General features: G+C 73.0%; 20 protein-coding genes. 11 read left to right on the forward strand and 9 right to left on the reverse strand.

The window, feature by feature from the left end; all coding sequences use genetic code 11:
- Nucleotides 1–61 precede the first annotated feature (61 nt).
- Nucleotides 62–244, reverse strand: a complete 183-nt coding sequence (locus JQX11_RS18070) for a hypothetical protein (RefSeq protein ID WP_204926255.1) — start codon at nucleotides 242–244, stop codon at nucleotides 62–64.
- Nucleotides 245–263: 19 nt separating this feature from the next.
- Between JQX11_RS18070 and JQX11_RS18075 the strand changes: the two genes are divergently transcribed.
- The 5 genes from JQX11_RS18075 to pulA all read left to right on the forward strand — a co-directional run bounded on the left by JQX11_RS18075 (nucleotide 264) and on the right by pulA (nucleotide 8,818).
- A complete protein-coding gene (locus JQX11_RS18075; protein WP_204926129.1) occupies nucleotides 264–938 on the forward strand; it encodes a hypothetical protein in 675 nt (224 codons plus the stop codon).
- A gap of 37 nt (nucleotides 939–975) precedes the next feature.
- Complete coding sequence (locus JQX11_RS18080) at nucleotides 976–1,365, forward strand: DUF6841 family protein (protein WP_204926130.1); 390 nt, start codon at nucleotides 976–978, stop codon at nucleotides 1,363–1,365.
- An 87-nt stretch (nucleotides 1,366–1,452) separates the two neighbouring features.
- Nucleotides 1,453–2,211, forward strand: a complete 759-nt coding sequence (locus JQX11_RS18085; RefSeq protein ID WP_204926131.1) for a hypothetical protein — start codon at nucleotides 1,453–1,455, stop codon at nucleotides 2,209–2,211.
- A 154-nt stretch (nucleotides 2,212–2,365) separates the two neighbouring features.
- A complete protein-coding gene (locus tag JQX11_RS18090; RefSeq protein WP_232378084.1) occupies nucleotides 2,366–3,091 on the forward strand; it encodes a cellulose-binding domain-containing protein in 726 nt (241 codons plus the stop codon).
- A 231-nt stretch (nucleotides 3,092–3,322) separates the two neighbouring features.
- On the forward strand, nucleotides 3,323–8,818 hold the full coding sequence (gene pulA, locus JQX11_RS18095; protein ID WP_204926133.1) for a pullulanase-type alpha-1,6-glucosidase: 5,496 nt from the start codon (nucleotides 3,323–3,325) through the stop codon (nucleotides 8,816–8,818).
- 102 nt (nucleotides 8,819–8,920) lie between these two features.
- Here pulA and JQX11_RS18100 read toward each other — a convergent pair whose 3' ends face one another.
- Together JQX11_RS18100 and JQX11_RS18105 are read right to left on the reverse strand one after the other, a co-directional pair.
- Complete coding sequence (locus tag JQX11_RS18100) at nucleotides 8,921–10,594, reverse strand: right-handed parallel beta-helix repeat-containing protein (RefSeq protein ID WP_204926134.1); 1,674 nt, start codon at nucleotides 10,592–10,594, stop codon at nucleotides 8,921–8,923.
- Between the two features lie 315 nt (nucleotides 10,595–10,909).
- Nucleotides 10,910–12,391: an aminopeptidase P family protein gene (locus tag JQX11_RS18105; RefSeq protein WP_204926135.1), complete on the reverse strand. Its 1,482-nt coding sequence runs from the start codon at nucleotides 12,389–12,391 to the stop codon at nucleotides 10,910–10,912.
- Between the two features lie 224 nt (nucleotides 12,392–12,615).
- Between JQX11_RS18105 and asnB the strand changes: the two genes are divergently transcribed.
- Nucleotides 12,616–14,577 (forward strand): asparagine synthase (glutamine-hydrolyzing), encoded by a 1,962-nt coding sequence (gene asnB, locus JQX11_RS18110; RefSeq protein WP_204926136.1) that lies wholly within the window; start codon nucleotides 12,616–12,618, stop codon nucleotides 14,575–14,577.
- A gap of 110 nt (nucleotides 14,578–14,687) precedes the next feature.
- On the opposite strand, the gene JQX11_RS18115 is transcribed toward asnB, so the two are convergent.
- A complete protein-coding gene (locus tag JQX11_RS18115; protein WP_204926137.1) occupies nucleotides 14,688–15,833 on the reverse strand; it encodes a lytic polysaccharide monooxygenase in 1,146 nt (381 codons plus the stop codon).
- A 340-nt stretch (nucleotides 15,834–16,173) separates the two neighbouring features.
- On the opposite strand from JQX11_RS18115, the gene JQX11_RS18120 reads away from it, so the two are divergent.
- Complete coding sequence (locus JQX11_RS18120) at nucleotides 16,174–17,106, forward strand: carbohydrate kinase family protein (RefSeq protein ID WP_204926138.1); 933 nt, start codon at nucleotides 16,174–16,176, stop codon at nucleotides 17,104–17,106.
- Nucleotides 17,107–17,197: 91 nt separating this feature from the next.
- Here JQX11_RS18120 and JQX11_RS18125 read toward each other — a convergent pair whose 3' ends face one another.
- Both JQX11_RS18125 and JQX11_RS18130 read right to left on the reverse strand, forming a co-directional pair.
- Nucleotides 17,198–18,028, reverse strand: coding sequence for an MBL fold metallo-hydrolase (locus JQX11_RS18125; protein WP_204926139.1), 831 nt, complete (start codon nucleotides 18,026–18,028; stop codon nucleotides 17,198–17,200).
- Nucleotides 18,025–18,429, reverse strand: a complete 405-nt coding sequence (locus tag JQX11_RS18130; protein WP_204926140.1) for a thioesterase family protein — start codon at nucleotides 18,427–18,429, stop codon at nucleotides 18,025–18,027. Before JQX11_RS18130 ends, JQX11_RS18125 begins: the two co-directional genes overlap by 4 nt.
- 123 nt (nucleotides 18,430–18,552) lie before the next feature.
- Here JQX11_RS18130 and JQX11_RS18135 point away from each other — a divergent pair, with 123 nt between their 5' ends.
- Nucleotides 18,553–19,584 carry a phosphatase PAP2 family protein gene (locus JQX11_RS18135; protein WP_204926141.1) on the forward strand — a complete coding sequence of 344 codons (1,032 nt, stop codon included), beginning with the start codon at nucleotides 18,553–18,555 and terminating at the stop codon, nucleotides 19,582–19,584.
- Here JQX11_RS18135 and JQX11_RS18140 read toward each other — a convergent pair whose 3' ends face one another.
- From JQX11_RS18140 to JQX11_RS18150, 3 genes are read right to left on the reverse strand one after another with little or no spacing between them, the layout of a single operon-like run.
- A complete protein-coding gene (locus JQX11_RS18140) occupies nucleotides 19,585–21,042 on the reverse strand; it encodes a PH domain-containing protein (protein ID WP_204926142.1) in 1,458 nt (485 codons plus the stop codon).
- A complete protein-coding gene (locus tag JQX11_RS18145) occupies nucleotides 21,039–21,557 on the reverse strand; it encodes a PH domain-containing protein (RefSeq protein ID WP_307826231.1) in 519 nt (172 codons plus the stop codon). The genes JQX11_RS18140 and JQX11_RS18145 overlap by 4 nt, the downstream gene beginning before the upstream one ends.
- A complete protein-coding gene (locus tag JQX11_RS18150) occupies nucleotides 21,554–21,784 on the reverse strand; it encodes a hypothetical protein (RefSeq protein ID WP_204926143.1) in 231 nt (76 codons plus the stop codon). Before JQX11_RS18150 ends, JQX11_RS18145 begins: the two co-directional genes overlap by 4 nt.
- Before the next feature lie 297 nt (nucleotides 21,785–22,081).
- On the opposite strand from JQX11_RS18150, the gene JQX11_RS18155 reads away from it, so the two are divergent.
- Genes JQX11_RS18155 through JQX11_RS18165 form a run of 3 tightly spaced genes read left to right on the forward strand, consistent with a single transcriptional unit; the run spans nucleotide 22,082 to nucleotide 25,127 of the window.
- Entirely contained in the window at nucleotides 22,082–23,191 is a 1,110-nt protein-coding gene (locus JQX11_RS18155; protein WP_204926144.1) for an AAA family ATPase, read from the forward strand.
- Nucleotides 23,170–24,180 (forward strand): DUF58 domain-containing protein, encoded by a 1,011-nt coding sequence (locus tag JQX11_RS18160; RefSeq protein WP_204926238.1) that lies wholly within the window; start codon nucleotides 23,170–23,172, stop codon nucleotides 24,178–24,180. The genes JQX11_RS18155 and JQX11_RS18160 overlap by 22 nt, the downstream gene beginning before the upstream one ends.
- On the forward strand, nucleotides 24,177–25,127 hold the full coding sequence (locus tag JQX11_RS18165) for a VWA domain-containing protein (RefSeq protein WP_204926145.1): 951 nt from the start codon (nucleotides 24,177–24,179) through the stop codon (nucleotides 25,125–25,127). The genes JQX11_RS18160 and JQX11_RS18165 overlap by 4 nt, the downstream gene beginning before the upstream one ends.
- Nucleotides 25,128–25,243: the final 116 nt, after the last annotated feature.

A 25,243-nucleotide genomic window follows, 5' to 3' on the forward strand; every position in this document is an offset into this window, starting at 1 on the left:
CCGTCGGGACCACCGTGGACACCGCCCGTGGCCGAGCGGCCAGGGGCGGCCGTGGGAACGGTCAGGCCGGATCGTCGCCGGACGTCGCGGCCTGGGCGTGCCGCTCCCGCAGCCGGTCCCGGATCTCCTCCGGGGTGTACGCGCGACGCCGCCGCTCGGCGCGGGCGACGACCACCCCGGTCGCGGCGACCCCCGCGAGACCCGCCAACCCGAGGACCTTCCACCACTGCATCCGTTGCCGCATCGGCCTAGGGTAGACGCCCATGAGCATCAGCCTGGACGAGGCCGTCGACCTGACCCGTACCGGTGACGTCTGGGTGTTCCGGGGGCGCAGCGTGCCGGACCGGGCCATCCAGTTCACCACCAACAGTCCCGTCAACCACGTCGGCATGGCGGTGGTGCTGGACGACATGCCCCCGCTGATGTGGCACGCCGAGCTGGGCCGGTCGCTGCGGGACATGTGGACCGGCACCCACCAGCGGGGTGTGCAGCTGCACGACCTGCGCGACGCGGTCTGCGTCTGGGCCAACCGGTACGGCCAGCGGGCCTGGCTGCGTCAGCTCGAACCGTCGGCCGATCCGACGATGGAGCAGGCGGTGCTGCGGACGGTGGCCCGGCTCGACGGCACCCCGTTCCCGTCCACCGCCCAGTTGGCCTGGCGGTGGGCCCGGGGGCGGGTGCCGCAGCTGCGCCTGCCGCTGCCGGGCCGGCGGGACCGGGACGACGAGCCGGCCGACCGGGCGGCGGGTGACAGCGCCCTGGAGACCGCGTACTGCGCCGAGGTGGTGGCGGTGACCTACGAGGCGATGGGGCTGTTGCCGCCCGGCCGGCGGCCCAACTGGTACGACCCGGGCCGGTTCTGGAGCGGCGACGACCTGGACCTGGCCGGCGGCGCGCGGCTCGGCGCGGAGATCGAGGTGCGTATCCCGCCCCGGTGAGGTTTGCCGGCGGCCGGGGGCGGCAATTGGTGACGCCGTGAGAGCTTCCACCGACCTCGACACGTTGAGCGACTTCTTCGACAGGTACGGGGTGGCGCTCACCACCGGCGACGTGCCCACCATCGCCGGCTGCTACGCCCTGCCGGGGCTGGTGGTCGCCGACACCTACAGCTTCTCGTTCAGCACGATGGCGGCGGTCGCGCTCTCCTTCGTCGGTGCCGCGCCCGACTACCGGGAACGGGAACTGGTCGCGGCGCACGCGCTGATCGAGGAGGTGGAGCCGGTCTCCGCCCTGCTGACCATGGTGTCGGTGCGCTGGGAGTTCCTGGACAGCCAGGGCCGGGCGGTGCCCGGGGAACGCTACCGTTACCTGCTGCGCGGCACCGAGGACGGCCCGGCGATCTGCACCGTCATCCGGACCGGCTGACCGTTCGGTCGCCCCTGCCACGCCCCCGGTGATCATCCCTACCGGACGGTCGCTAATCTCTGCGTACAGGGTCGACCGAGGAGGGCCATGCCGGGCACCCGTGGGACGCGGTGGACGTCCCGACTGCCCCAGGCGGTCGCCGCGACGCCCTGGCTGCTCGCCTCGGTCGGGGTGATCGTGCTGCTCCTGCTGCTGGTCAAGGCGCTGGTGGCGGTGCTGGGTCACGATCGTTACGCCGAGCACGGCGCCGGGTCACGCAGCGAGGCCGTGATGGTGCCCGGGGTGCCGGTGACGACCGCGCCGGCGTCGGCGACGCCGACGCCGGCGCCCACCCGCACCCGACGGACCAACGGCGGCGGGACCGGCGTGGTCCCACCGGCGGCCGGTCGGACGCCTGTCGCGTCCCGGTCGGCCAGTCCGTCGGCGTCGGTGTCGCCGACGACCGTGGCCCTGACGCCGCCGCCGGTCACGCTGCTCAACGACGACGCCCCGGGCATCACCTACCGGGGGCGGTGGGCGGTCTCCCGGAACCGGCCGTACGGCGACCACCGCGACGACGTGCACTACACCATCCACGACGGGGACTCGTTCAGCTTCACCTTCACCGGCACCGGCCTGGACTACATCACCTCGCGGGACCCCGAGTACGGTGACGCCGACGTGTGGGTCGTCGACGCCGGTGGGCGACCGGTGAAGCAGCAACGGGTGAGCGCGCGGGCGCACCGTTACCAGCCGCAGCAGACCGTGTTCAGCGTGCAGGGGCTGCCGGTCGGGCAGTACACCATCTGGGCGGTCAAACGCGGCGGGGTCTACTTCCAGGTGGACGCGCTGCGGGTGCGCGGCTGACGGGACGAATCAAACTGTCCGGTTAGGACAAAGTCCGGACGTTGGGTACTTTCCGACAATCGCCTGAATCGTTACTCTTCTCGGACGGGGCCGACCAGGGAGGGTCATGTCCGGCATGCGTCGCGCGCAACCGCGGGCACACGGAGCGGGTGCGTTGGCGTCGTCGCCATGGGTCGTGGTCGCCACCGGGGTACTGGTGATGGTGGTGCTCCTGATCGTCGCGTTGGCGTCGTACCGCAGCCGGGGGCCGGCGTTCGAGGCCCGGCCGGCCGATCCGCTGCCGACGTACTCGCTGCCGGGCTCGGGGGCGACCAACCCGGCCCGGGTGGCGGCGAACCTCCCCGAACCGGTGGTCCCCGGGTTGACGCCCCGCCGCACCGACACGCCTCCGGTCGAGGTGCCCGTCGTGGTCGTACCGGGCGAGCCGTCGGGCGGGGACGACCTGTCCGACCCGCCGGCCGGTGGGGTCGAGTCACCGCCCGACGACCCGGGCGGTGAGCAGCCCCGGCCGACCACCCCCGCACCACCGCCACCGCCCGCCGCGCCGCCGTCGTCGCCGGTCACCGGCCGGTTCAGCGTGCGGGACAGTTGGAACAACGAGGCGTTCATCGGTGAGGTGCTGCTCTACAACCGCGACCGGGTGTCCCGGCCATGGACGGTCCGGTTGGTGCCGCCACCGGGCAGCCGGCTGGTCACCTCGTGGGTCGAGGGCGCCCCGCAGGGCACTCCCCGGATGTCCGGCGGGGTGTTCACGTACACCAGCGGGGTGAACGTCGGGCCCGGTGCCTCGGTGCCGTTGCGGTTCCACTTCGAGAACACCGGCGGCAGCATCCGGCCGTCGCGGTGCACGGTCGACGGGGTGCCCTGCTCCGGCCTCTGACCCACCGGCTGCCGGTCCGCCGCGCCGACCACGCCGCCGTCCGACCGTGGGCGCTGCCGCCGTCCGACCGTGGGTGCTGCCAACCACGGTCCGGTCGTGGGCGCTGCCGCCGCCGGTGATCCCGGGTTCTGCAAGGTTACTGCCGTATTGCCGCAGTGTTTGCAAGGTATTGCAGATTTTTTCGGCAAGGGCTAGCGTGCGGGCGAATCAGCGACCATAGGAAGGCCGTCGATGACACCCCCGCTGCTGCGCAAGGCGCTGCTCGCTCTGGTCTCCACCCTCACCCTCGCTCTCGTCGGCGTCCCGGTCGCCGTCCGGCAACTCGGTGCCGACGCCACCGACCGGCCGTCCACCATCGACGCCCTCGCCGCGGCCGGCGCCGCCCAGTGGGGCGCCGAACCCTCCACCGACGCGCTGCTCGCCGCCGGCACCGGTAAGGGACGTAACGAACAGTTCTACTTTGTCCTGCCGGACCGCTTCGCCAACGGCGACCGCCGCAACGACACCGGCGGCCTGACCGGGGACCGGCTGCGTACCGGCCTCGACCCGACCGACAAGGGCTTCTACCACGGCGGCGACCTCAAGGGCGTCATCGACAAGCTCGACTACATCCAGGGGCTCGGCACCACCGCCATCTGGCTCGCGCCGGTGTTCAAGAACCGGCCCGTGCAGGGCAGCGGCGCGGACGTCTCCGCCGGCTACCACGGCTACTGGATCACCGACTTCACCCAGGTCGACCCGCACTTCGGCACCAACGAGGAGATGAAGCGGCTGGTGAAGCTGGCCCACCAGCGGGGCATCAGGGTCTACCTCGACGTCATCGTCAACCACACCGCCGACGTCATCAAATATGCCGAGGACAGGTACGCCTACGTCGACAAGAAGACGTCGCCGTACACCGACGCGCAGGGACGCGAGTTCGAGGACCGCAACTACGCCGACGGCACCCGGGCCTTCCCGAAGGTGAACCGGGACTCCGGGGCGTACACGCCGACCTTCGCCAGCCCCGCCGACGCGAAGGTCAAGGTCCCGGCCTGGCTGAACGACCCGACGATGTACCACAACCGGGGCGACTCCACCTTCGCCGGTGAGAACAGCGAGTACGGCGACTTCTACGGCCTCGACGACCTGTGGACCGAGCGGCCCGAGGTGGTCAAAGGCCTGACCAAGGCGTACGGCGACTGGATCGCCAGCACCGACGTCGACGGGTTCCGGCTGGACACCGTCAAGCACGTCAACCTCGACTTCTGGCCGCAGTTCAGCCAGGGCATCAAGCGCGCCGCCGACTCCGCCGGTAAGAAGGACTTCTTCATGTTCGGCGAGGTCTACAGCGCCGACCAGGAGGTCACCTCCACCTACGTGCGGCGTGGCGGGCTGCCGGCCACCCTCGACTTCTCCTTCCAGGAGGCGGCGCGCGGTTACGTCACCGCCGACGGATCGGCGAAGGCGCTGGCCGACGTCTACGCCAAGGACCCGCTGTACGCCGCCCGGGACACCGACGCCGGCCGGCTGACCACCTTCCTCGGCAACCACGACATGGGCCGGATCGGCTCGTTCATCGCCGCCGCCGGCGGTGACGACGCCCGTCAGCTCGGCCGGGACCGCCTCGCCCACCAGCTGATGTTCCTCACCCGGGGGCAGCCGGTCGTCTACTCCGGCGACGAGCAGGGCTTCACCGGGCCGGGCGGGGACAAGGACGCCCGGCAGGACATGTTCGCCACCCGCACGGCGGACTACCTCGACGACGACCTGATCGGCACCACCCGCACCCACGCCAGCGACCAGTTCGACACCACCCACCCGCTGTACCGCACCATCGCCGAGCTGGGCCGGCTGCGGGCCGCGCACCCCGGCCTGCGCGACGGCGTGCAGGTCACCCGGTACGCCGCCGACGGGCCCGGTGTCTTCGCCTTCTCCCGGATCTCCCCGGCCGACCGCACCGAGTACCTCGCCGCGGTGAACAACGCCGGCACCCCGCAGACTGTCACCGTGCAGACCTGGTCACCCGGCACCACCTTCACCGGCATCTACGGCGGCACGGCCACCCCGACCGCCGGCACCGACGGAAAGCTGAACCTGACCGTGCCCGCCGGGGCGGCCGTGGTGCTCCGGGCCGGTCGGCCCGTGCCGCAGGCCACCACGAAGCCGACCGTCACCCTCACCGAGCCGGGCACCGACCCGGTCGCCACCCGGGCCGCCGTCACCGCGCAGGTGACAGGTGACCCGCTGGCCACCGTCACCGTCGCCGCCCGGGTCGCGGGTGGAAAGTGGACGCTGCTGGGCAGCGCGCACACCGCGCCGTACACCGTGCACCACGACCTGACCGGGCTCGCCGGGGGCACCCGGGTCGAATACAAGGCGGTGGTCCGCGACGGGAAGGGGCGGACGACCGCCACCCGGTCGACCGGGGTGGTCGGCACCCCCGCGCAGGGCGCGTCCCGGGACTGGGTGGTGGTGCACTACCAGCGCCCCGCCGGGGACTACGCCGACTGGGGGCTCTACGCCTGGGGTGACCTCGACCCGGCGTACGTCACGCAGTGGCCCGCCGGGCAGCCGTTCGCCGGGGAGGACCCGTACGGCCGGTTCGCCTGGGTGAAGCTCAAGCCCGGCGCGACGTCCGTCGGATTCCTCGTGGTCGACAAGGCCGGCACCAAGGACGTCGCCAACGACCGCACCATCGACGTGACCGCCACCGGCGAGGTCTGGGTCAAGCAGGGCGACCCGGCGCTCTATCCCACCCGGCAGGCCGCCACCGGCGAACCCGACCCACCCGTCGACACGGGCACCGCGATCATCCACTGGCGCAAGGCCGACAACGACTACGCCGGCTGGGGCCTGCACCTGTGGGACGGGGCGGCCAACCCGACCGACTGGGCCAGCCCGCTGCCGCCCGAGAAGGTCGACGCGTTCGGCGCGCTGTTCCGGGTGCCGCTGGCGGCCGGCGCGACCGGGCTCAACTACATCATCCACCGGGGCGACACCAAGGATCAGCCCGACGACCAGCGACTCGACCTGACCGGGGTCGGCCACGAGGTCTGGCTGCTGGGCGGGGTGCCCGGCCGGCTGCTCCCCGCCACCGCCACCGGCACGACGAAGGACCTCGACATCACGAAACAGCAGGCGCAGTGGATCGACAGGTCCACGGTCACCTGGGCCGTCGGCCCGACCGACGGCAGGGCGTACGCCCTGGTGGCGGCACCGGCGGGTGGGCTGGGTGTGGTCGACGGCGAGCTGTCCGGGACGTACACCTCGCTGCCGTTGCGGGCGCAGCGCAACGGGCTCACCGAGGCCCAGCGGGCGGCCTTCCCGCACCTGTGGGCCCACCAGGCGTTCCACCTCGACCGGGCCGACCTGGCGAAGGTGCCGGCGGCGCTGCGCGGGCAGCTCGTGGTGACCGAGCGGGACGCCCGGGGCGCGCTGCTGCGCGCGACCGGGGTGCAGATCCCCGGAGTGCTCGACGACGTCTACCGCGCCGCCACCGACGCGACGCTCGGGGTGACCTTCAGTGGCAAGGTGCCCACCCTCGCGGTCTGGGCGCCCACCGCCCGTACGGTCACCCTCGAACTGTCCGACACGCCGTCGGCGTCGCCCCGCACGGTGGCGATGCGTCGCGACGACCGCACCGGCGTCTGGTCGGTACGCGGCAGCCGCGACTGGACCGGCCGCTACTACCGCTACCGGGTGCAAGCCTGGCAGCCGGCCGCCCAGAAGATCGTCACCGCGTCGGTCACCGACCCCTACTCGGTGGCGCTCGCGGCGGACTCCACGCACAGCCAGATCGTCGACCTGACCGACCCGGCGCTCGCCCCGCCCGGCTGGTCCGGGCTGCGTAAGCCGGCCGCGCCGCCCGCGTCGCAGGCGCAGATCTCCGAGCTGTCGGTACGCGACTTCTCGATCGCCGACACCACCGTGCCGGCCGACCGGCGGGGCACCTACCTGGCCTTCACCGACCCGGGCACGGCCGGCATGAAACACCTGAAGGCGCTCGGCGACGCCGGGGTCAACTACCTGCACCTGCTGCCGGTGTTCGACTTCGCCACCATCCCCGAGAAGCGGGCCGACCAGCGGCAGCCCGACTGCGACCTGGCGGCGCTGCCCCCGGACTCCGACCGGCAGCAGGCGTGCGTCGCGGCGGTCGCCGACACCGACGGCTACAACTGGGGGTACGACCCGCTGCACTACACCGTCCCCGAGGGCGGCTACGCCGTCGACCCGGACGGGGCGCGGCGGACCGCCGAGTTCCGCCGGATGGTCGCCGGGGTCAACGGCGCCGGCCTGCGGGTGGTGCTGGACGTGGTCTACAACCACACCTCCGCCGCCGGCACCGACGAGAAGTCGGTGCTGGACCAGGTGGTGCCCGGCTACTACCACCGGCTGCTCGACGACGGCACCGTCGCCAACTCGACCTGCTGCGCCAACACCGCCCCCGAGCACGCCATGATGGGCAAGCTGGTGGTCGACTCGCTGGTCACCTGGGCGAAGCAGTACAAGGTGGACGGCTTCCGGTTCGACCTGATGGGCCACCACCCGAAGGCGAACATCCTGGCCGTCCGGGCCGCGCTGGACAAGCTGACCCTCGCCCGCGACGGCGTCGACGGGAAGAAGATCCTGCTCTACGGCGAGGGATGGAACTTCGGCGAGGTCGCCGACGACGCCCGGTTCGTGCAGGCCACCCAGGCCAACATGGCCGGCACCGGGATCGGCACCTTCAACGACCGGCTCCGCGACGCGGTCCGCGGTGGCGGCCCGTTCGACGGCAACCCGCGCGTGCAGGGCTTCGCCTCCGGCCTGTACACCGACCCCAACGGCGACGACGTCAACGGCACCGCCGCGGAGCAGAAGGCCCGGCTGCTGCGCCACCAGGACCTGATCAAGGTCGGGTTGACCGGCAACCTGCGCGACTACCGGTTCACCGACTCCGCCGGCCGGCAGGTCACCGGGGCGCAGGTCGACTACAACGGCTCCCCGGCCGGCTACACCGCCGCCCCCGGCGAGGCGGTCACCTACGTCGACGCGCACGACAACGAGATCCTGTACGACGCGCTGGCGTACAAGCTGCCGACCGGCACCTCGGCGACGGACCGGGCCCGGATGCAGGTGCTGGCCCTGGCCACCACCGCGCTCGGGCAGGGCACCGGGTTCGTGGCGGCCGGGTCCGAGCGGCTGCGCTCGAAGTCGCTGGACCGCAACTCCTACAACTCCGGTGACTGGTTCAACCAGATCCGGTGGGACTGCGCCCGGGGCAACGGGTTCGGTGCCGGGCTGCCCCCGGCGGCCGACAACCAGGACAAGTGGCCGTACGCCAAACCGTTGCTGGCCGACCCGGCCCTGGTGCCCGGCTGCGCCGCGATCGACCTGGCCGACGCCCGGTACGCGGAGCTGCTGGAGATCCGGCGGTCGTCGCCGGTGTTCGGGCTGACCACCGCCGCGCAGGTGCAGCAGCGGGTCGCGTTCCCGCTCTCCGGGGCGAAGGAGACCCCGGGGGTGCTCACCATGACGCTTGACGCCCGAGGGCTCGGTGGCCGGTGGAAGACCGTGACCGTGGTCTTCAACGCCACCCCGGCGACGGCGAAGCAGACGGTGGCCGGGCTACGGGGCACCGACACCGCCCTGCACCCGGTGCTGGCCGGCTCGGCCGACCCGGCGCTGCGGACCGCGTCGTTCGACCGGTCGGCGGGCACCTTCACCGTGCCGGCACGCAGCGTGGCGGTCTTCGTCCAACGCTGACGCGGACGACGACCGGCCCCCCTCCGCGTGTCGCGGAGGGGGGCCGGTGCGTGTCCTGCCCGGTGTGCCGCCGTCACCGGCCGCACGTCACCCGAGGGTGGCTCAGCCGAAGCAGTTCGGAATGGTGTCGCCCGGGATGGCCAGGCAGTTGGTCGGACGGTTCGCGACGATCGCGGACTTGTCGTCCACGTTCACCACGCCCTCGAAGGTGAACACACCGCCGGGGGCGAGGGTGGCGAAGTTGTTGGCGACCTTCGTCCGGCTGAGGTTGACCTCGCCGAAGATGTTGAAGATGCCGCCGCCGACGCCGATCGGACCGAGGGCCCGGTTGGCGACGACCTCGGACTCGCGCACCGTGGTGACGCTGTCCGCGTTGAACAGCCCGCCGCCGAAGAAGCCGGCGGTGTTCTCCTTGAGGTGGCTCTTCTCGATGGTGACCGCGCTGTCGAACGCGACGGCCACGCCACCGCCGACACCGGCGGTGCTGTTCTTGGCCACCGTCGAGTGGTCGACGTTGACCTGGGCGTCCGCCACCGCGAGACCGCCACCGGCGAGCACCGCGGTGTTCGACAGCAGTTCGGAGTAGCGCACGGTGGTGTTGCCGCCGATGTCGAGCACGCCACCGCCGAAGCCGAGCGTCTCGTTGTCGGTGACCTTGGACTTCTCGATCAGGACGGTGCCGCCGTCGACGTCCTCGGTGAAGATCTCCGCGGCGCCGTTGGAGACACCGCCACCGCCAATGATGGCGGTGTTGTCGGTGATCGTGGACTCGTCGACCGTGAGCAGGCCGGCGTTGAAGATGCCCCCGCCGAAGAAGAAGGCGGTGTTGTGGGCGACCTCGGTGTGCCGCAGCGACGTGGTGCCGAAGTTGGCCAGCCCGCCGCCGTTGCCGCCGGACTGGTTCAGCACGACCGAGGTGTCGAACAGGTTGGCGGTGCCGCCCGGCTGCACCAGGATCCCGGCGCCGTCGTTGACGCCCGGCTCCTCGATCAGCGTGGTGACCTTCCCCGGCTTGGCCTTCGGCGCGGCCTTCACCGCGGCCTTGCGGGCGGCCTTCGGCGCGGCCTTCAGGCCGGCCTTCGGGTTCGCCTTACGGGCGGCGAGCGCCTGGGCCAGCGGGGTGCCGGCCTTGACCTGGGCGGCGATCGCCTGGGAGTCCGAGTAGGCCCCCCACACCGCTGCCGGGGAGACCGGCTGCAACGCCTCGATGGTCTGCCCACCCTTGATGGTCAGCCCCTTGAGGTTCAGGTGACCGCCCGGACCCACGTTGAGGATCCGGAAGTAGTCGGCGGTGGCGTCCCGGGTGATCGTGGTGTGCTCACCCCGCAGGGTGATGTCCTGGGTGATCACCGGCAGGCCGTTGCCGTCCTGGTTGCGGGTCAGGTTGTAGGTGCAGCCCTTGGCCAGGTCCAGCACACCGCCGTCGCGGCTGTTGGCGAAGACGATCGCCTGGATGAGCCGGTCGGTGTCGCAGGGCACCTCCTTCCCACGTTCGTGGTCCTTGCCGTCGCGGTCGTCCTTGCCGCCACGGTCCGGACCCTCCTCGCCGCGGCCCTCGTCGCCGCGACCCTGGTCGCCGTCCTTGGTGACCTGCTGAGTGGTGTTCCACTTCAGTCCGCTCACCCCGACCGCCCCGGCGCTGCCGGCGACGCCCACCGCGGCGAGACTGACCACACCTGTCAACCCGGCGACGCCACTGGCGAGCCAGAGCTTGCGACGGCTCCTGCTCCCCGTCGCCCGCGCGGAGGCTTCGTTGTTCGTTAGGTAGTTGGACATCGGAGCTCTCTGCCCTCTCCTCGTACCAGACAGGGTCGCCGCGCCTGAGCGGACGTCCCCTGCTACAAATCGGTTGTAGCTCCCGAAACCCACGGTATGAGAAGGTTCCTCGCTATGAGGTCAAACCCGAGGAAAGCCCGCCTTATTTACACGTTCCGGCGGTCGGTGACCCTGGGGACGAGCAGGCCCTCCGTGGTGTGATCCGCGCGGGAGCGCCGGTGCGGTGGGCAGCAACGACGACGGCCCCGCCGCCGGAGGCGTCCGCCCAGCGGCGGGACGCGTCCGACGGCGGGGCCGTCGCGGTGGGTGCGGGGGTCAGCCGGGCAGGCGGGGACCCGCCTCACGCTGCTCGGCCAGCCAGGTCTCCACCTCGTCCGAGCGGCGGGGCAGACCCGCCGACAGGTTCACCGAGCCGGTCGCCGTGACCAGGATGTCGTCCTCGATCCGGACGCCGATGCCGCGCAGCTCCTCGGGGACCAGCTCGTCCTCCGGCTGGAAGTACAGCCCCGGCTCGACGGTGAGCACGTAGCCCTCACCCAGCGCTCCGTCGCGGTACTTCTCCTTGCGGGCGTTCGAGCAGTCGTGCACGTCGATGCCGAGCATGTGGCTGGTGCCGTGCAGGGTCCACCGCCGGTAGACCGTGGAGGCCGGGTCCATCGCCTCGTCGACGCTCACCGGGAGCAGACCGAGATCCTTCAACGCCTCGGCGAGCACCCGCATCGAGGTCAGGTGCACGTCACGGAAGCCGACCCCCGGGCGGATCGCGTCGATGCCGGCCTGCTGTGCCGCGTACACCGCGTCGTAGACCTGGCGTTGCAGCGGGGTGAACCGGCCGTCCACCGGCAGCACCCGGGTCACGTCGGCGGTGTAGAGGTTGCGGTTCTCCACACCCATGTCCATCAGCAGCAGCTCACCCGGGCGGGTCGCGCCGTGGTTGTGCACCCAGTGCAGGATCGTCGCGTGCTCGCCCGCGCCGACGATCGAGCCGTAGCCGACGTCGTTGCCGTCGTGCCGGGCCCGCAGCGCGAAGATCCCCTCCAGCAGCCGCTCGGAGACACCCCGGTCGGCCGGCAGCGCGCGGGCCACGTCCTCGAAGCCGCGTACGGTGGCGTCGACCGCCTCCTGGAGCTGGGCGACCTCCCACTCGTCCTTGACCAGCTTCAGCTCGGCGATCGCGACCGCCAGCTCCCGGTCCCGGCCCGGCTGCCCCTCCTCGCGGGGGCCGTCCCACGGGCGTACCGCCTCGTCGACCCGCCGGTCGAAGCCGCGCAGCACCCGGGTCCGCCCCGGTGCCATCCGGGCCAGCGCCCCGTCCAGCGCGGACAGGTCCTCGGTGGCCAGGCCCAGCTCGGTGGACTTCTCGGCCAGGGTGTGCCGGCGGCCCACCCACAGCTCGCCGTGCCGGCTGCGGAAGAACTCGTCGGTCTCCCGCGATGACCGGGGGCGCATGAACAGCGTCGCGTCGTGCCCCGAGCCGTTGGGTCGCAGCACCAGGACGCTGTCCGGTTCGTGGTCGCCGGTCAGGTAGGCGAAGTCGCTGCCCGGCCGGAACGGGTGGTCGGTGTCGTTGGCGCGTACCTTCTCGGTGCCGGTGGGGATGACCAGCGTCTCGCCCGGGAAGGCCGCGGACAGGGCTTCCCGCCGCTTGGCGTGGTGGGGAACCTCCGGCCGGGGACCGACCGGCAGGCCGGTGTCCCGCCAGCCCTGCCGCATGAAGGACAGGAACGCCTCCGGAAAGTCCGGATCGTGCGATTCGGTGCCGTCCGCCGGCTTGCCGTCCGTCCGTTCCTCGGCCATGTCGGCTCCCTTCGCCTCGTCGCTCGTCCAGACGGTACTCCGGCTGCGCCCGGACGGGGTGCCTGCGGTCCCGCACCCGACGCCCCGCCCGCACCCGACGCCGTCCGGGTGGCCCGACCCCGTCCGGGGCCCGGGGTCGGGGCCCGGCGGATCGTGCCGTGGGGAGGGGGACAGAGCCTGCGGTGCCGCGCGGACGGATTGCGCCGCGTGGAAAGATGTCGGCCATGTGCGGACTCCTGGCCTTCTTCAGCGCGAACGGCAACGCCGCCGCCCACCGCGACAACATCGCGGGGGCGTTGGAATGCCTGCACCACCGCGGACCGGACGAGACAGGGGTCGAGGTGGTCGGCGACGCCACCGGCCACTACGCGGACGGGGTGTTCGCCCACAAGCGGCTGGCCATCATCGACGTGGCGTCCAGCCACGAGCCGCTGCCCTATGCGGGCGGTCGCTACCTGCTGACCTTCAACGGCGAGATCTACAACTACATCGAGCTGCGTGAGGAGCTGGCCCGCAGCTTCGGCGCCCAGTTCGCCACCGCCGGGGACGGCGAGGTGATCGTCGCCGGCTACCACTACTGGGGCGAGCAGGTGCTCACCCGGCTGCGCGGCATGTTCGCGTTCGTCATCTGGGACCGGCAGGAGCGCCGGGCGTTCGGCGCGCGGGACTACTTCGGCATCAAGCCGCTGCACTACCTGGAGACCGCCGACGGGCTCTACCTCGCCTCCGAGAAGAAGGCGCTGCTGCCCTTCGCGCACTCCTACTACCAGGGTGACGCCGGCATCGACACCGCCAACCTCAGCCACTACCTCACCCTCCAGTACGTCCCCGAGCCCGGCACCCTGCACCAGGGGATCAGCCGGATCGGCTCCGGGGAGTACCTGACCTGGTCGCCGGGGGGCCGGCTGGACGTGCGGCGCTGGTACCGGCCGGTGTTCCGGCCCGCCCCGGTCGCCGACGAGCAGCGGCTCTACCACGAGATCCGGGAGACGCTGCGGGAGAGCGTCCGGATGCACATGCGCTCCGACGTGCCGGTCGGCTCGTTCCTGTCCAGCGGCATCGATTCCACCGCCGTGGTGGCCCTGGCCCGCGAGTTCAACCCCAACATCCTCACCTTCACCGTCGGCTACGACGTGCCCGGCTACTCCGAGATCGACGTGGCCCAGGACTCGGCCCGGCACCTCGACGTGACCACCATCGCCACCAAGATCGGCCCGCAGGACATGATCGAGGCGCTGCCGAAGATCGTCTGGCACCTGGACGACCCGGTGGCCGACCCGGCGCTGGTCCCGCTCTACTTCGTGGCCAAGAAGGCCGCCGAGCACGTCACGGTGGTGCTCTCCGGCGAGGGCGCCGACGAGTTCTTCGGCGGCTACACCATCTACCGCGAGCCGCTCTCCCTCGGCACCGTCAACGGCCTGCCCGGCGGGGTGCAGAAGGGCCTGCGGGCGGTCTCCAAGGCGATCCCGCAGGGGGTCAAGGGCAAGAGCTTCCTGGAGCGCGGCACCACCCCGATCGAGCAGCGCTACTACGGCAACGCCCGGATGTTCACCGAGGAGGAGAAGCGGCACCTGCTGCGCCGCTACGACCCGTCGGTGCGCTACACCGACGTCACCGCCCCGATCTACGCCGAGTGCACCGAACTCGACGACGTCACCAAGATGCAGTACGTCGACCTGTACACCTGGCTGCGCGGCGACATCCTGGTCAAGGCGGACCGGATCTCCATGTCGCACTCCCTGGAGGTCCGGGTGCCGTTCCTGGACCGGATGGTCTTCGACGTGGCGTCGACCATCCCGGTCGACCTGAAGCTGCCGCCCCGCTCCGACGCCACCAAGTACGCCATGCGCCAGGCGTTGCAGGGCGTCGTGCCGCCGGCCATCGTCAACCGCAGGAAGCTGGGCTTTCCCACCCCGACCCGGGTCTGGCTGCGCGGCGAGATGTACGAGTGGGCCCGGCACGTGCTGTCCACCTCCGCCGCCGGCGACCTGATCGACCTGTCGTACGCGATGCGGCTGCTGGAGGAGCACAAGCGCGAGGAGGCGGACAACTCCCGCAAGGTGTGGACGGTGCTGATCTTCTGCATCTGGCACGCCATCTTCGTGGCCAAGACCCTCGACCCGGGTATCCAGCGCAACCAGTCGGCGCTGCTCACCAAGCCGGTGGTCGGCAGCATGGTCCGCTGACCCCGCCCCCGGTCCCGTCGGCACCGCCGCGACGGACACCGGGGCCCGGACGGACCGGAGGCCCCCACCCGATCGGGTGGGGGCCTCCGGTGTGCGCGTTCAGCGTCGGGTCACCGGCCGGAGCAGGAGACCGTCGGCAGCCCGTTGGTGCCGGAGCTGCTCGCCGTGAAGCCGAACGTGGTCGTCTTCTCCGGCGCGATCGAGCCGTTGTACGCGGCGTTGGTGACGGTCACCGTCGACCCGCTGGTGCTCAGCGAGCCGTTCCAGACCTGCGAGATCACCTGCCCGTTGGGCCAGGTCCAGCTCGCCGCCCAGCCCCCGTAGGTACGGGTGCTGTGGTTCATGATGGTGACCTCACCCTGGAACCCGCCGGACCAGGCGCTGACCACCTTGTAGACCGCCATGCAGTCGCTGTTGCCCGGCGGCGGGGTGGTGGTCGGCGGCGGGGTCGTGGTCGGCGGCGGCGGGGTGGTGGTCGGCGGCGGGGTGGTCGGCGGGGGCGTGGTCGGCGGCGGGGTGGTGGTCGGCGGCGGCGTGGTCGGGTTGTTGCCGCTGCCGACCCCGGTCACCTGACCGTTGCCACCGTCGAAGGTGACGTCCGAGCAGCCGAAGAAGTTCTCCTGGCTGTCCGAGCGCACCCAGCGGGAGTAGATGATGTGCCGGCCGGACTTGCCCGTCGGCAGGTTCCCGCTGAAGTAGTAGTGCCCCTCGTTGGTGCCCGACGCGCCCCGCTGGGGCGGGTTGGTCACCGTGAGGAAGGGCTCCTCCAGGTCACTCCAGGCCAGCGGCCGGGTCGGGCTCCAGCTGTCCTTCGTCACGTAGAAGTAGAAGGTGCCCGGGTGGTGGGCCCAGTTGCTGTACTTGAAGTCCAGCCGTGCGCCGGACGTCAGGTGGGTCAGCGGCCAGTCGGTGCGGGCCAGGTCGTACCCGGCGAAACCGGTGTTGCCGCCGCTGCACAGCTTGCCGTCGGGGATGAACCCGACGGTGCGGCCACCGGCGTCCGAGCGGAGCACGCTGAACCAGTTGTAGAGGGAGTTGGTGCCGCTCTGGGCGACGGCGGCGGAGCAGGCCGGGTTGTTCGGCCTGATCTCACCGGTCGGGCTCAGGCCGTCCTGCCAGCACAGGTAGGTCCGGCTGCCCGGCACGATCGGCGTGCCGTGGGCGGCAGCCGGTTCGGCCTGCACCGTCAGGGCCACGGCCCCGAAGGCGAGGGTGGCGGCCGCGGTGAACAACGCGGCCGTACGGGAACGGAGCACGAGCTTCTCCTGATCCGCGGGGTGGCGCGAGCGCCCGCCCCGCACAAGGGTGGGGGATGCGTCGGTCGCGGCTCTGGCCGGCGGCCCGACAGGGGCCGACGGACGCGCGCCGTCGGCGGTCCGTGCCCACGGACCGGTGCCTCTCGCGTCAGACCCCAGCTGATCGCCGAGCGGGTGCGGCAGCCCTCCGCGCCGGCCCGGCACCTCAATACCATCACGCCCGGATGAACCACGCAATAGTCGTTGCTCGATGGGTGGGATCTGGTTGCCCGGCCGGCCCCGATCGGCATGGACCGTTGTGCCAGCCTGGTAGCCGGACGACGACGCGCTGGGAGGCGACGTGGGGTACGCGGTGGTGCTCGGTGAGGCGCTGATCGACCTGTTGGACGCCGAGTCCGACGGGCAGCCGGTGTTCCGGCAGGCGATCGGGGGCGGCCCGCTCAACGTCGCCGTCGGGGTGGCCCGGCTCGGCGGCACCGCCGAGTTCGTCGGCTCCCTCGGTGACGACGTGCTCGCCGGCCGCATCCGCGGCTTCCTGGCCGACGCCGGGGTCGGGCTGACCGGCGCGGTCACCGTGCCCGCACCCACCACGCTGGCCGTCACCACCCACACCGGGGCGGAACCGGACTTCCGGTTCTACGGCGAACCGCCGTCGTACGGCCTGCTCACCGCCGACGACCTGGACGTGGCGCTGGTCGAGGGCGCGGACGTGCTCTACTGCGGCTCGATCGTGCTGCTGCGCCCCCCGACGCTCGCCGCCGCCCGGCGGGCCTGGTCGCTCGCGCCCGGCCTGCGGGTCTTCGACCCCAACGTCCGGCCCCGGCTGCTGTCCGGCCCGGCGGAACTGGCCGGCCTGCGCCAGGTGGTGGTGGAGTTCGCCGCCTCGGCGCACCTGGTGAAGCTCAGCGGCGCCGACGCCGCCCTGCTCTGGCCCGACGAGCCGGTCGAGGGGGTCGCCGCGTACCTGCGGGAGCTGGGCGCGGGCACGGTGGTGGTGACCCTCGGCGCGGACGGTGCCCTGGTCGCCGCCGGTCCCGACCCGGTCCGGGTGCCCGCTCCGAAGGTACGCGCGGTGGACGCCACCGGCGCGGGCGACTCGGTGATGGCCGCGCTCGTCGCCGAATTGCTCGCCGACGGGGAACCGACCGCGCCGGCCGACTGGCACCGGCGGGTGGCGTTCGCGCTGCGGGTCGCCGGCCTGGTCTGCGAGTCACCCGGCGGCGCGGTCGCCATGCCCACCCGGGACGCGGTCCGCCGCCGCTTCGCCGAGTGAGCGCGGCCCACCCGGTCACCGCGGCGACCGGGTCGACGGTCGTGCGCGGCGCGGTGGCAGCCTGTCCGGATCGCCCGCTGCTGCCGGCGGCTCAGGGCGTGCCGTCGAGTTCCCGGTAACCCCGGCGGGCGGCGACGAGACCGGGACGCGCGCCGAACGGGGACTCGGCGGCCACCCGCTCCGGCGGGGCCCCGCCCGTGTGCGCGGCCCGGATCAGCCAGGCCAGCTCGACCAGCCGGGCGTGCTGGGCCCGGACGAACTCCACGTCCACCGGCGTGCCGTGGCCCGGCACCACCACCGTGTCGGGGGTGGTCATCCGCAGCAGGTCGGCCACCGCGTCCGGCCACTGCAACGGGTACGACTCCTCGAAGGCCGGCGGCCCGGACTGCTCCACCAGATCCCCGGCGACCAGCACGTCGGCGTCCGGCACGTGCACCACCAGATCCGCGTCGGTGTGCCCGTGCCCCGGGTGCCGCAGCACCACCCGCCGGCCCCCGACGTCCAGCACCGTCTCGGTGTGCACGGTGTGCGTCGGGGCCAGCAGGGTCGTCCCGGCCAGTTCGGCGGCGAGCGTGGGATGTTCCGCCCGCATCTCCTCGTACGCCGCCCGGCGCAGCTGCTCCGGTCGGTCCCGCAGGGCGGCGGCGGCCACCTCGTGGGCGTACACCGGGCGGGGTGGGTCGGCGGCGAGCGTCGCGTTGCCGAAGCAGTGGTCGAAGTGGTGGTGGGTGTTGACAAGCGTCCACGGGTACGGGGTGACCGCCCGCGCGGCGTCCGCCAGCGCGGCGGCCTGCCCGGCGGTGGACAGGGTGTCCACCAGCAGCGCCGCGCCGTCACCGACCACCAGCGTGACGTTGACGTCGAGCAGCGGCTCACGCAGCACGTGGACCCCGTCGGCGACCGCCGTGAACCGGAACGTCACGACGCCCGCACCGCCCGTGCCACGAAACGCTGCCGGTCGACGAGCGCCCGTTCCACCCGGCCCGAGGCCACGGTGGTGTCACCGTCGGTCACCGTCACCGCGAACAGCAACCGCCGGCCGTCGGCCTCGACCAGCCGGGCGTGCGCCACCACCGTCCGCCCGACGGGAGTGGCGGCCAGGTGCGAGAGCTCCACCCGGACCCCGACCGTGGTGCTCCCGGCGGGCATCGCGGCGGCCGTCGCGGCCACCGTGGCCGCCTCGGCGAGGGCGAGCACCCGGGGGGTGGCCAGCACCGGCACGTCACCGGAGCCGACGGCTGCGGCGGTGTCGGCCCCGGTTACGGTCAGTTCGACCCGGGCGGTCAACCCCGGTGGGAACGGGGCGTCCGGTTGTTCCTGCATCCGCTCAGCCTAGTGGGGGGTCACCGGGACCGACCGGACGACGGGCCGGCCCGGACACCCACCCGTCGACGCACCGGTGGTCGGCGGTGGTCGATGCGTCGCCCACCGTTAACCTTGACGGCGATGGCCGTTGTGACTGAGCCCCCGCCCCCCGTCCCGACCGACACCCCCGACCCGTCCGCCGGCGGGCGACGGCGGGTGACAGCGATGTCCGTCTGGGCCGTCGCCTTCGTCGTGACCTGGCTGGCCATCGGCCTGCCGACCGACCCGGCGTACGCCTTCCTGTGGATCTGGGCGGGCACCGTCGCCTGGAACTGGGGCCGGCCGTGGCGCAGTCACCTGCGCTTCGCCCGGGACTGGATCCCGGTGGTGCTGCTGCTGGCCGTCTACAACCTGTCCCGGGGCTTCGCCGACAACGGCCGGACCCCGCACGCCTACGAGCTGATCGTCGCCGACCGGGTGATGTTCGGCTGGGCCACCGGGGGCGAGGTGCCGACGGTCTGGCTCCAGCAGCACCTCTACCGGCCCGACGTGCGCTGGTGGGACGTGCTGGTGAGCTGGGTCTACTTCTCCCACTTCGTGGTGACGCTGGCCGCCGCCGCCGTGCTCTGGCTGCGCAGCCGCGAGCGCTGGGCGGCGTACATGCGGCGCTGGGGTTTCCTGTGCGCGGCGGGCCTGGTCACCTACTTCGCCTACCCGGCCGCGCCGCCGTGGTGGGCGGCGCAGAACGGTCTGCTGAGCGAGGTCGCCCGGATCTCCACCCGGGGGTGGAAGGAGTTCGGCATGCACGGCGCGGGCAACCTGCTCAACGCCGGGCAGATCGCCTCCAACCCGGTCGCCGCGATGCCGTCGCTGCACACCGCCTGGGCGCTGTTCGTGGTGCTGTTCTTCCTGCGTTCGACCCGTCGTCGGTGGTGGCCGCTGCTGCTCGCCTATCCGCTGGCGATGACCTTCACGTTGGTCTACAGCGGCGAGCACTACGTCATCGACGTCCTGGTCGGCTGGGCGTACGTGGGGATGACGTTCCTGGTCGTCGGGCTGGCCGAGCGGGCCTGGCGGGCCCGCCGCGCCCGGCGCGGTGCCCCCGCCGACGACCCGCCGCCCGGCGGATCCGCCCCCACCCCGGTCACCGTCAGCGGGAACGCCGAACGCTGATCAGCGGGCCCGGCGGGCGGCGTGCGCCCGCGCGGTCAGCTCCGCGGCGAGCGCCCACGCCTGCGCCAGGTCACGGTCGTGCGCGGCGGCCCCCGACCCGCCGGCCGTGTCGACGTGCACGGTGGCCAGCCGCAACCAGCGCTGCGCCGGCCCCTGCACCACCCGCACGCTCTGCATCCGGGCGTACGGCACCAGCGTCAACTGCCGGGTGAGCAGGCCGGAGCGGACGGCGAAGACCCGCTCGTGCAGGCCCGCGCCGAGCACCCGGGCGCTGAGCGGGCGCAACCAGCGGGCCCTGCCCGGCGGGGGCGTCAGCGGCAGCGCGGTCAGCGCCACCCCGGGCAGCACCTCGTCGACGATCGCCGCCCCGACGGTCAGGTCACCGACGGGCAGCAGCCGGTCGGGCCGGTTGCGGTCGTCGGCCTCGCCGCCGGAGTAGCCGGCGACCTCCAGCCGCAGCCGCAGCCACCCCTTCATCCGCCAGAGCAGCGGCCAGGTCACCCCGACGGTCTGCACCCGCTCCAGCGGCACCGTCTGCACCCGGGTCTCCAGCAGGCCGTTGTGGATGCGTAGCCGGTCGGCCTCGCGGGCCAGCCGGAAGTTCCAGTCGTCGAGGACCCGGCGGACCGGTTGCAGCAGCACACCGGCCATCGCGGTCAGGGTGCTGGCCACCGCGATGAACGACCAGGAGCCCTCGGAGAGGAACTGCGCCACCACGAAGGCCACCCCGACCGGCAGCAGGAACGCCTGCGGGGTGAGTAGTTGGCTGACCAGCAGGTCGGTGTTGGTCACCGCGTGCAGCGGCCGGCCGGCCGGCTCCCGGTCGACCGGCGCGCCGGCGTCCCCGCCCGGCGGCACGACGGCTGTCGACTGCGGGCCGGGGCCGGTGGTCGCCCCGTCGGGCAGGCCGGCGGCCACGGCGAGCAGCCGTTGCCGTAGCCGGGCCGCGTCGGCGACCGACAGGTACGCCAGCGGCGCCTCGGTCTTGCCGCCGCCGACCACCTCCAGGCGCAGCTCGGCCAGGCCGGTGAGCTGCGCCAGCAGGGGGCGGACCACCTCCACGGCCTGCAACCGCTCCAGCGGGATCGCCCGGGTCCGCCGCCACAGCAGCCCCTCGTACACCCGCAGTTCCCGCCCGACGATGTGGTAGCCGGTGTTGTACCAGCTCACCACCGCCAGCACCGTCGCGCCCAGGGCGAGCACCGCCACCAGCACCGCGAACCAGCCGAAGCCGACCCGGGACAGTGTCGACCAGGAGAGCCCGGCGATCACCACGACCAGGGACTTCGCCCCCTGCAACACCGGGCTCAGCGGGTGCAGCCGCTGCCGTGGCTCGGCACCGGCCGGCCCGCCCGTCCCCACCGGCGGGGCAGCCGGAGCCGCCGGGACGTCGGGTGCCGTCGGGGCGTGCGGGGGCGTCGGGTGGGGTGCGCCGGGGCCGGGGGAACCGTCGGTCACAGTCCCTCCGCCCGGTCCTCACCGAGGGCGGTGAGGCGGTCGCGGAGCCGGGCCGCCTCCGCCGGCCGCAGGCCGGGCACCCGGGCGTCGGTGGCCGCCGCGGCGGTGTGCAGCTGCACGGTGGCGAGGTCGAAGGCGCGTTCCAGCGGGCCCGCGCTGACGTCGACGAACTGCATCCGCGAGTACGGCACGATGGACAACCGGCGGACCAGCAGCCCGTGCCGGACCAGCAGGTCGTCGGCGCGTTCGGCGTACCCCCAGGCGCGCACGGCGCGGACGATCGTCACCACCCGCCAGGCACCGCCGAGCAGCACCACGGCGCAGCCGGCACCGAACAGCCAGTGCCCGGTGAACGCCCAGCCCAGCGCCAGCCCGACCAGCAGCACCGCCAGGCCCATCGCCAGGCGGAGCAGTTCGACCCAGATCAGGTCGGTCGAGATGGGCTGCCAGTGGACCGTGTCCGGCCAGGGTTCCAGGGCGCTCACCGGGGACTGGGGTGGCTCGGCAGCGTTCACGCTTCGAGGGTATGCGATCCGGGGAGCGCGGTGACGTCACGGAGGAAGCCGCGGGCGTCGAGGAAGTCGCCGAGGCTGCCCCGGTGGGCCGGGCAGGCGAGCCAGGTCTTGCGCCGCTCGGGCTCGTGCAACCGGGGATTGTTCCAGCGCAGTGCCCACGCGGCGGGCGCGCGGCAGCCCCGGGACGAACAGACGGGTGGCTCGCCTGCGGGGGTGGGATCGGTCACCAGGGGAGTGTAGGCGCGCGCCGGGGCCGGGGTCGTGCGCCGGGACCGGGGATGTGCGCCGGGCCGGAGAAGCCGGGGCCGGAGAAGAGGTGAGCGCCGGGCGGCCACGGGGGGAGCCGCCCGGCGACGGGGTGAATCGTACACGTGGCAGGCCCCTTCGTGTCCAGCCTCGTTCAGCGATTCGGTGATCCGGACGGCGTACCCGAAATCGGGTTCTCCCCACCTCGGCTCTCAGCCGGGCATGCGAGTCTTGTTACCGCACCACGCCACGACGACCGAACATGCTGTGGAGGACCGGTGGCCCAGCCGACCACGCCCGACGCCCCGACCCCGAACGGGACGGCCCCCGAGACACCCGCGGCGGTGACCACCCCCGCCCAGGACGCCACCCTGCTGGAACGGGCCTTGTTCGAGATCAAACGGGTGATCGTCGGTCAGGACCGGATGGTGGAGCGGATGTTCGTGGCGCTCCTGGCCCGGGGGCACTGCCTGCTGGAGGGGGTGCCCGGGGTGGCCAAGACCCTCGCCGTGGAGACGATGGCCCGGGTGGTGGGCGGGCAGTTCGCCCGGGTGCAGTTCACCCCGGACCTGGTGCCGGCCGACATCATGGGCACCCGGATCTACCGGCAGTCGAGTGAGAAGTTCGACGTCGAGCTGGGCCCGGTCTTCGTGAACTTCCTGCTCGCCGACGAGATCAACCGGGCCCCGGCCAAGGTGCAGTCGGCGCTGCTGGAGGTGATGAGCGAGCGGCAGGTGTCGATCGGCGGTCAGAGCCACCGGGTGCCCGACCCGTTCCTGGTGATGGCGACCCAGAACCCGATCGAGCAGGAGGGCGTCTATCCGCTGCCGGAGGCGCAGCGGGACCGTTTCCTGATGAAGATCGTCGTCGGGTATCCGACCGACGCCGAGGAGCGGGAGATCGTCTACCGGATGGGGGTCGCCGCGCCCGAGCCGGCGCAGGTGTTCGACACCGACGACCTGCTCGCCCTGCAACGCAAGGCCGACCAGGTCTTCGTGCACAACGCCCTGGTCGACTACGCGGTACGGCTGGTGCTGGCCACCCGCAGCCCGGCCGAGCACGGGATGCCCGACGTGGCCCGGCTGATCCAGTACGGGGCCAGCCCGCGTGCCTCGCTCGGCCTGATCCGGGCCACCCGGGCGCTGGCCCTGCTGCGCGGCCGGGACTACGCGCTGCCCCAGGACGTCCAGGACATCGCGCCGGACATCCTGCGGCACCGGCTGGTGCTCAGCTATGACGCGCTCGCCGACGACGTGCCCGCCGACCACGTGGTGCACCGGGTGATGTCGACCATCCCGCCGCCCTCGGTCGCGCCCCGGCAGCAGGCGTCCGGGCCGCCGCCGGTCAGCGGCCCGCCGGCCGCCGGCTGGCCCGGGCAGCACCCGTGACCGCACCGGTACGCCCGGCCGACGCCGGTGGGGAGCGGACCGAGGCGGTGCTGTCCCGCCTGCAACTGCTGGTGACCCGCAAACTCGACGGGCTGCTCCAGGGCGACTACGCGGGCCTGCTGCCCGGTCCGGGCAGCGAGGCGGGGGAGTCCCGCGAGTACCGACCCGGCGACGACGTACGCCGGATGGACTGGCCGGTGACCGCCCGCACCACCACCCCGCACGTGCGGCGTACGGTGGCCGACCGGGAGTTGGAGACCTGGCTGGCGGTGGACCTGTCGGCGAGCCTGGACTTCGGCACCGGCCGGTGGCTCAAGCGGGACGTGGTGGTCGCCGCGACGGCCGCGTTGACCCACCTCACGGTGCGCGGCGGCAACCGGATCGGCGCGGTGATCGGCACCGGGGCCCCGCCGCCGGCCCCGCCCACCCGTCGGTGGCGCTCCGCCCCGCCACCGGAGCCCACCGGGCCCGGGGTGCTGACCCGGGTGCCGGCCCGGTCCGGCCGGCGGGAGGCGCAGGCGCTGCTGCGCGCGGTGGCGTACACCCCGCTGCGCCCCGGACGCGGCGACCTCGGCGCGCTGGTGGACCTGCTCAACCGGCCGCCGCGCCGCCGGGGCCTGGCGGTGGTGATCTCGGACTTCCTCGCGCCGCCCGAGCAGTGGGGCCGGCCGCTGCGTAAGCTGCGGGTCCGGCACGACGTGCTGGCCATCGAGGTGGTCGACCCGCGCGAGCTGGAGTTGCCCGACGTGGGGGTGCTGCCGGTGGTGGACCCGGAGACCGGGGAACTGCACGAGGTGCAGACCGCCGATCCGCGACTGCGCCGCCGCTACGCCGAGGCGGCCGCCGCCCAGCGCGGCGCGATCGCCACCGAGCTGCGGGCCGCCGGGGCCGGGCACCTGATGCTGCGTACCGACCGAGACTGGCTGCTGGACATGGTGCGATTCGTGGCCGCCCAGCGGCACGCCCGCACCCGGGGGACGACGCGATGATCCGTTTCATGCAACCGTGGTGGCTGCTGGCCCTGGTGCCGGTGCTGGTCCTGGCCGCCGCCTACGTCTGGCGGCAGCGCCACCGCCGGGCGTACGCGATGCGGTTCACCAACGTGGACCTGCTGCGTACCCTCGCGCCGAAGGGGTTGGGGTGGCGACGGCACGCGGCGGCGACCGCGCTGCTGCTGGCGATGGTGGCGCTGGCCACCGGGATGGCCCGCCCGGCGATCGACACCGAGGAGCCGCTGGAGCGGGCCACCGTGATGCTCGCCATCGACGTGTCGTTGTCGATGCAGGCCGACGACGTGTCGCCGAACCGGTTGGAGGCGGCGCAGGAGGCGGCCAAGCAGTTCGTCGGCGAGCTGCCGGCCAGCTACAACCTGGGGCTGGTCTCCTTCGCCAAGGCGGCGAACGTGCTGGTGGCGCCCACCAAGGACCGGGCTGCGGTGACGGCGGCGATCGACGGGCTGACCCTGGCCGAGGCGACCGCCACCGGCGAGGCGGTCTTCACCTGCCTGGAGGCGATCCGGTCGGTGCCGGCCGACGGCGCGGCCGGTATCCCGCCGGCCCGGATCGTGCTGCTCTCCGACGGGTTCCGCACCTCGGGCCGGTCGGTGGAGGAGGCCGCGGCGGCGGCGCAGGCGGCGAACGTGCCGGTCTCGACCATCGCGTTCGGCACGGACTCGGGGCAGGTCGACATCGGTGGTCAGTTGCAGCGGGTGCCGGTGGACCGGCTGGCGTTGGCCCAGCTCGCCGAGACCACCGAGGGCTTCTTCTACGAGGCGGCCTCGGTGGCCGAGCTGAAGCAGGTCTACCAGGACATGGGTTCGTCGATCGGGTTCCGCACCGAGCCCCGCGAGATCACCCAGTGGTACGCGGGGGCGGCGCTGCTGCTGGCGCTCTGCGCGGGCGGGCTGAGCCTGCTCTGGACGTCCCGGATGCTCTGAGGTCGGCCGGGACGTCCCGGGGTGCGGTGCCCGCACCCCGGGACGTCCCGGCGGTGATCCGGGTCCGGGGCGTCCCGGCGGTGGTCGCCGGTGCGGGGCGCGCGGGTCGGCGCGGC

The sequence above is a fragment of the Micromonospora humida genome (genome assembly GCF_016901255.1).
Taxonomy (GTDB): domain Bacteria; phylum Actinomycetota; class Actinomycetes; order Mycobacteriales; family Micromonosporaceae; genus Micromonospora; species Micromonospora wenchangensis.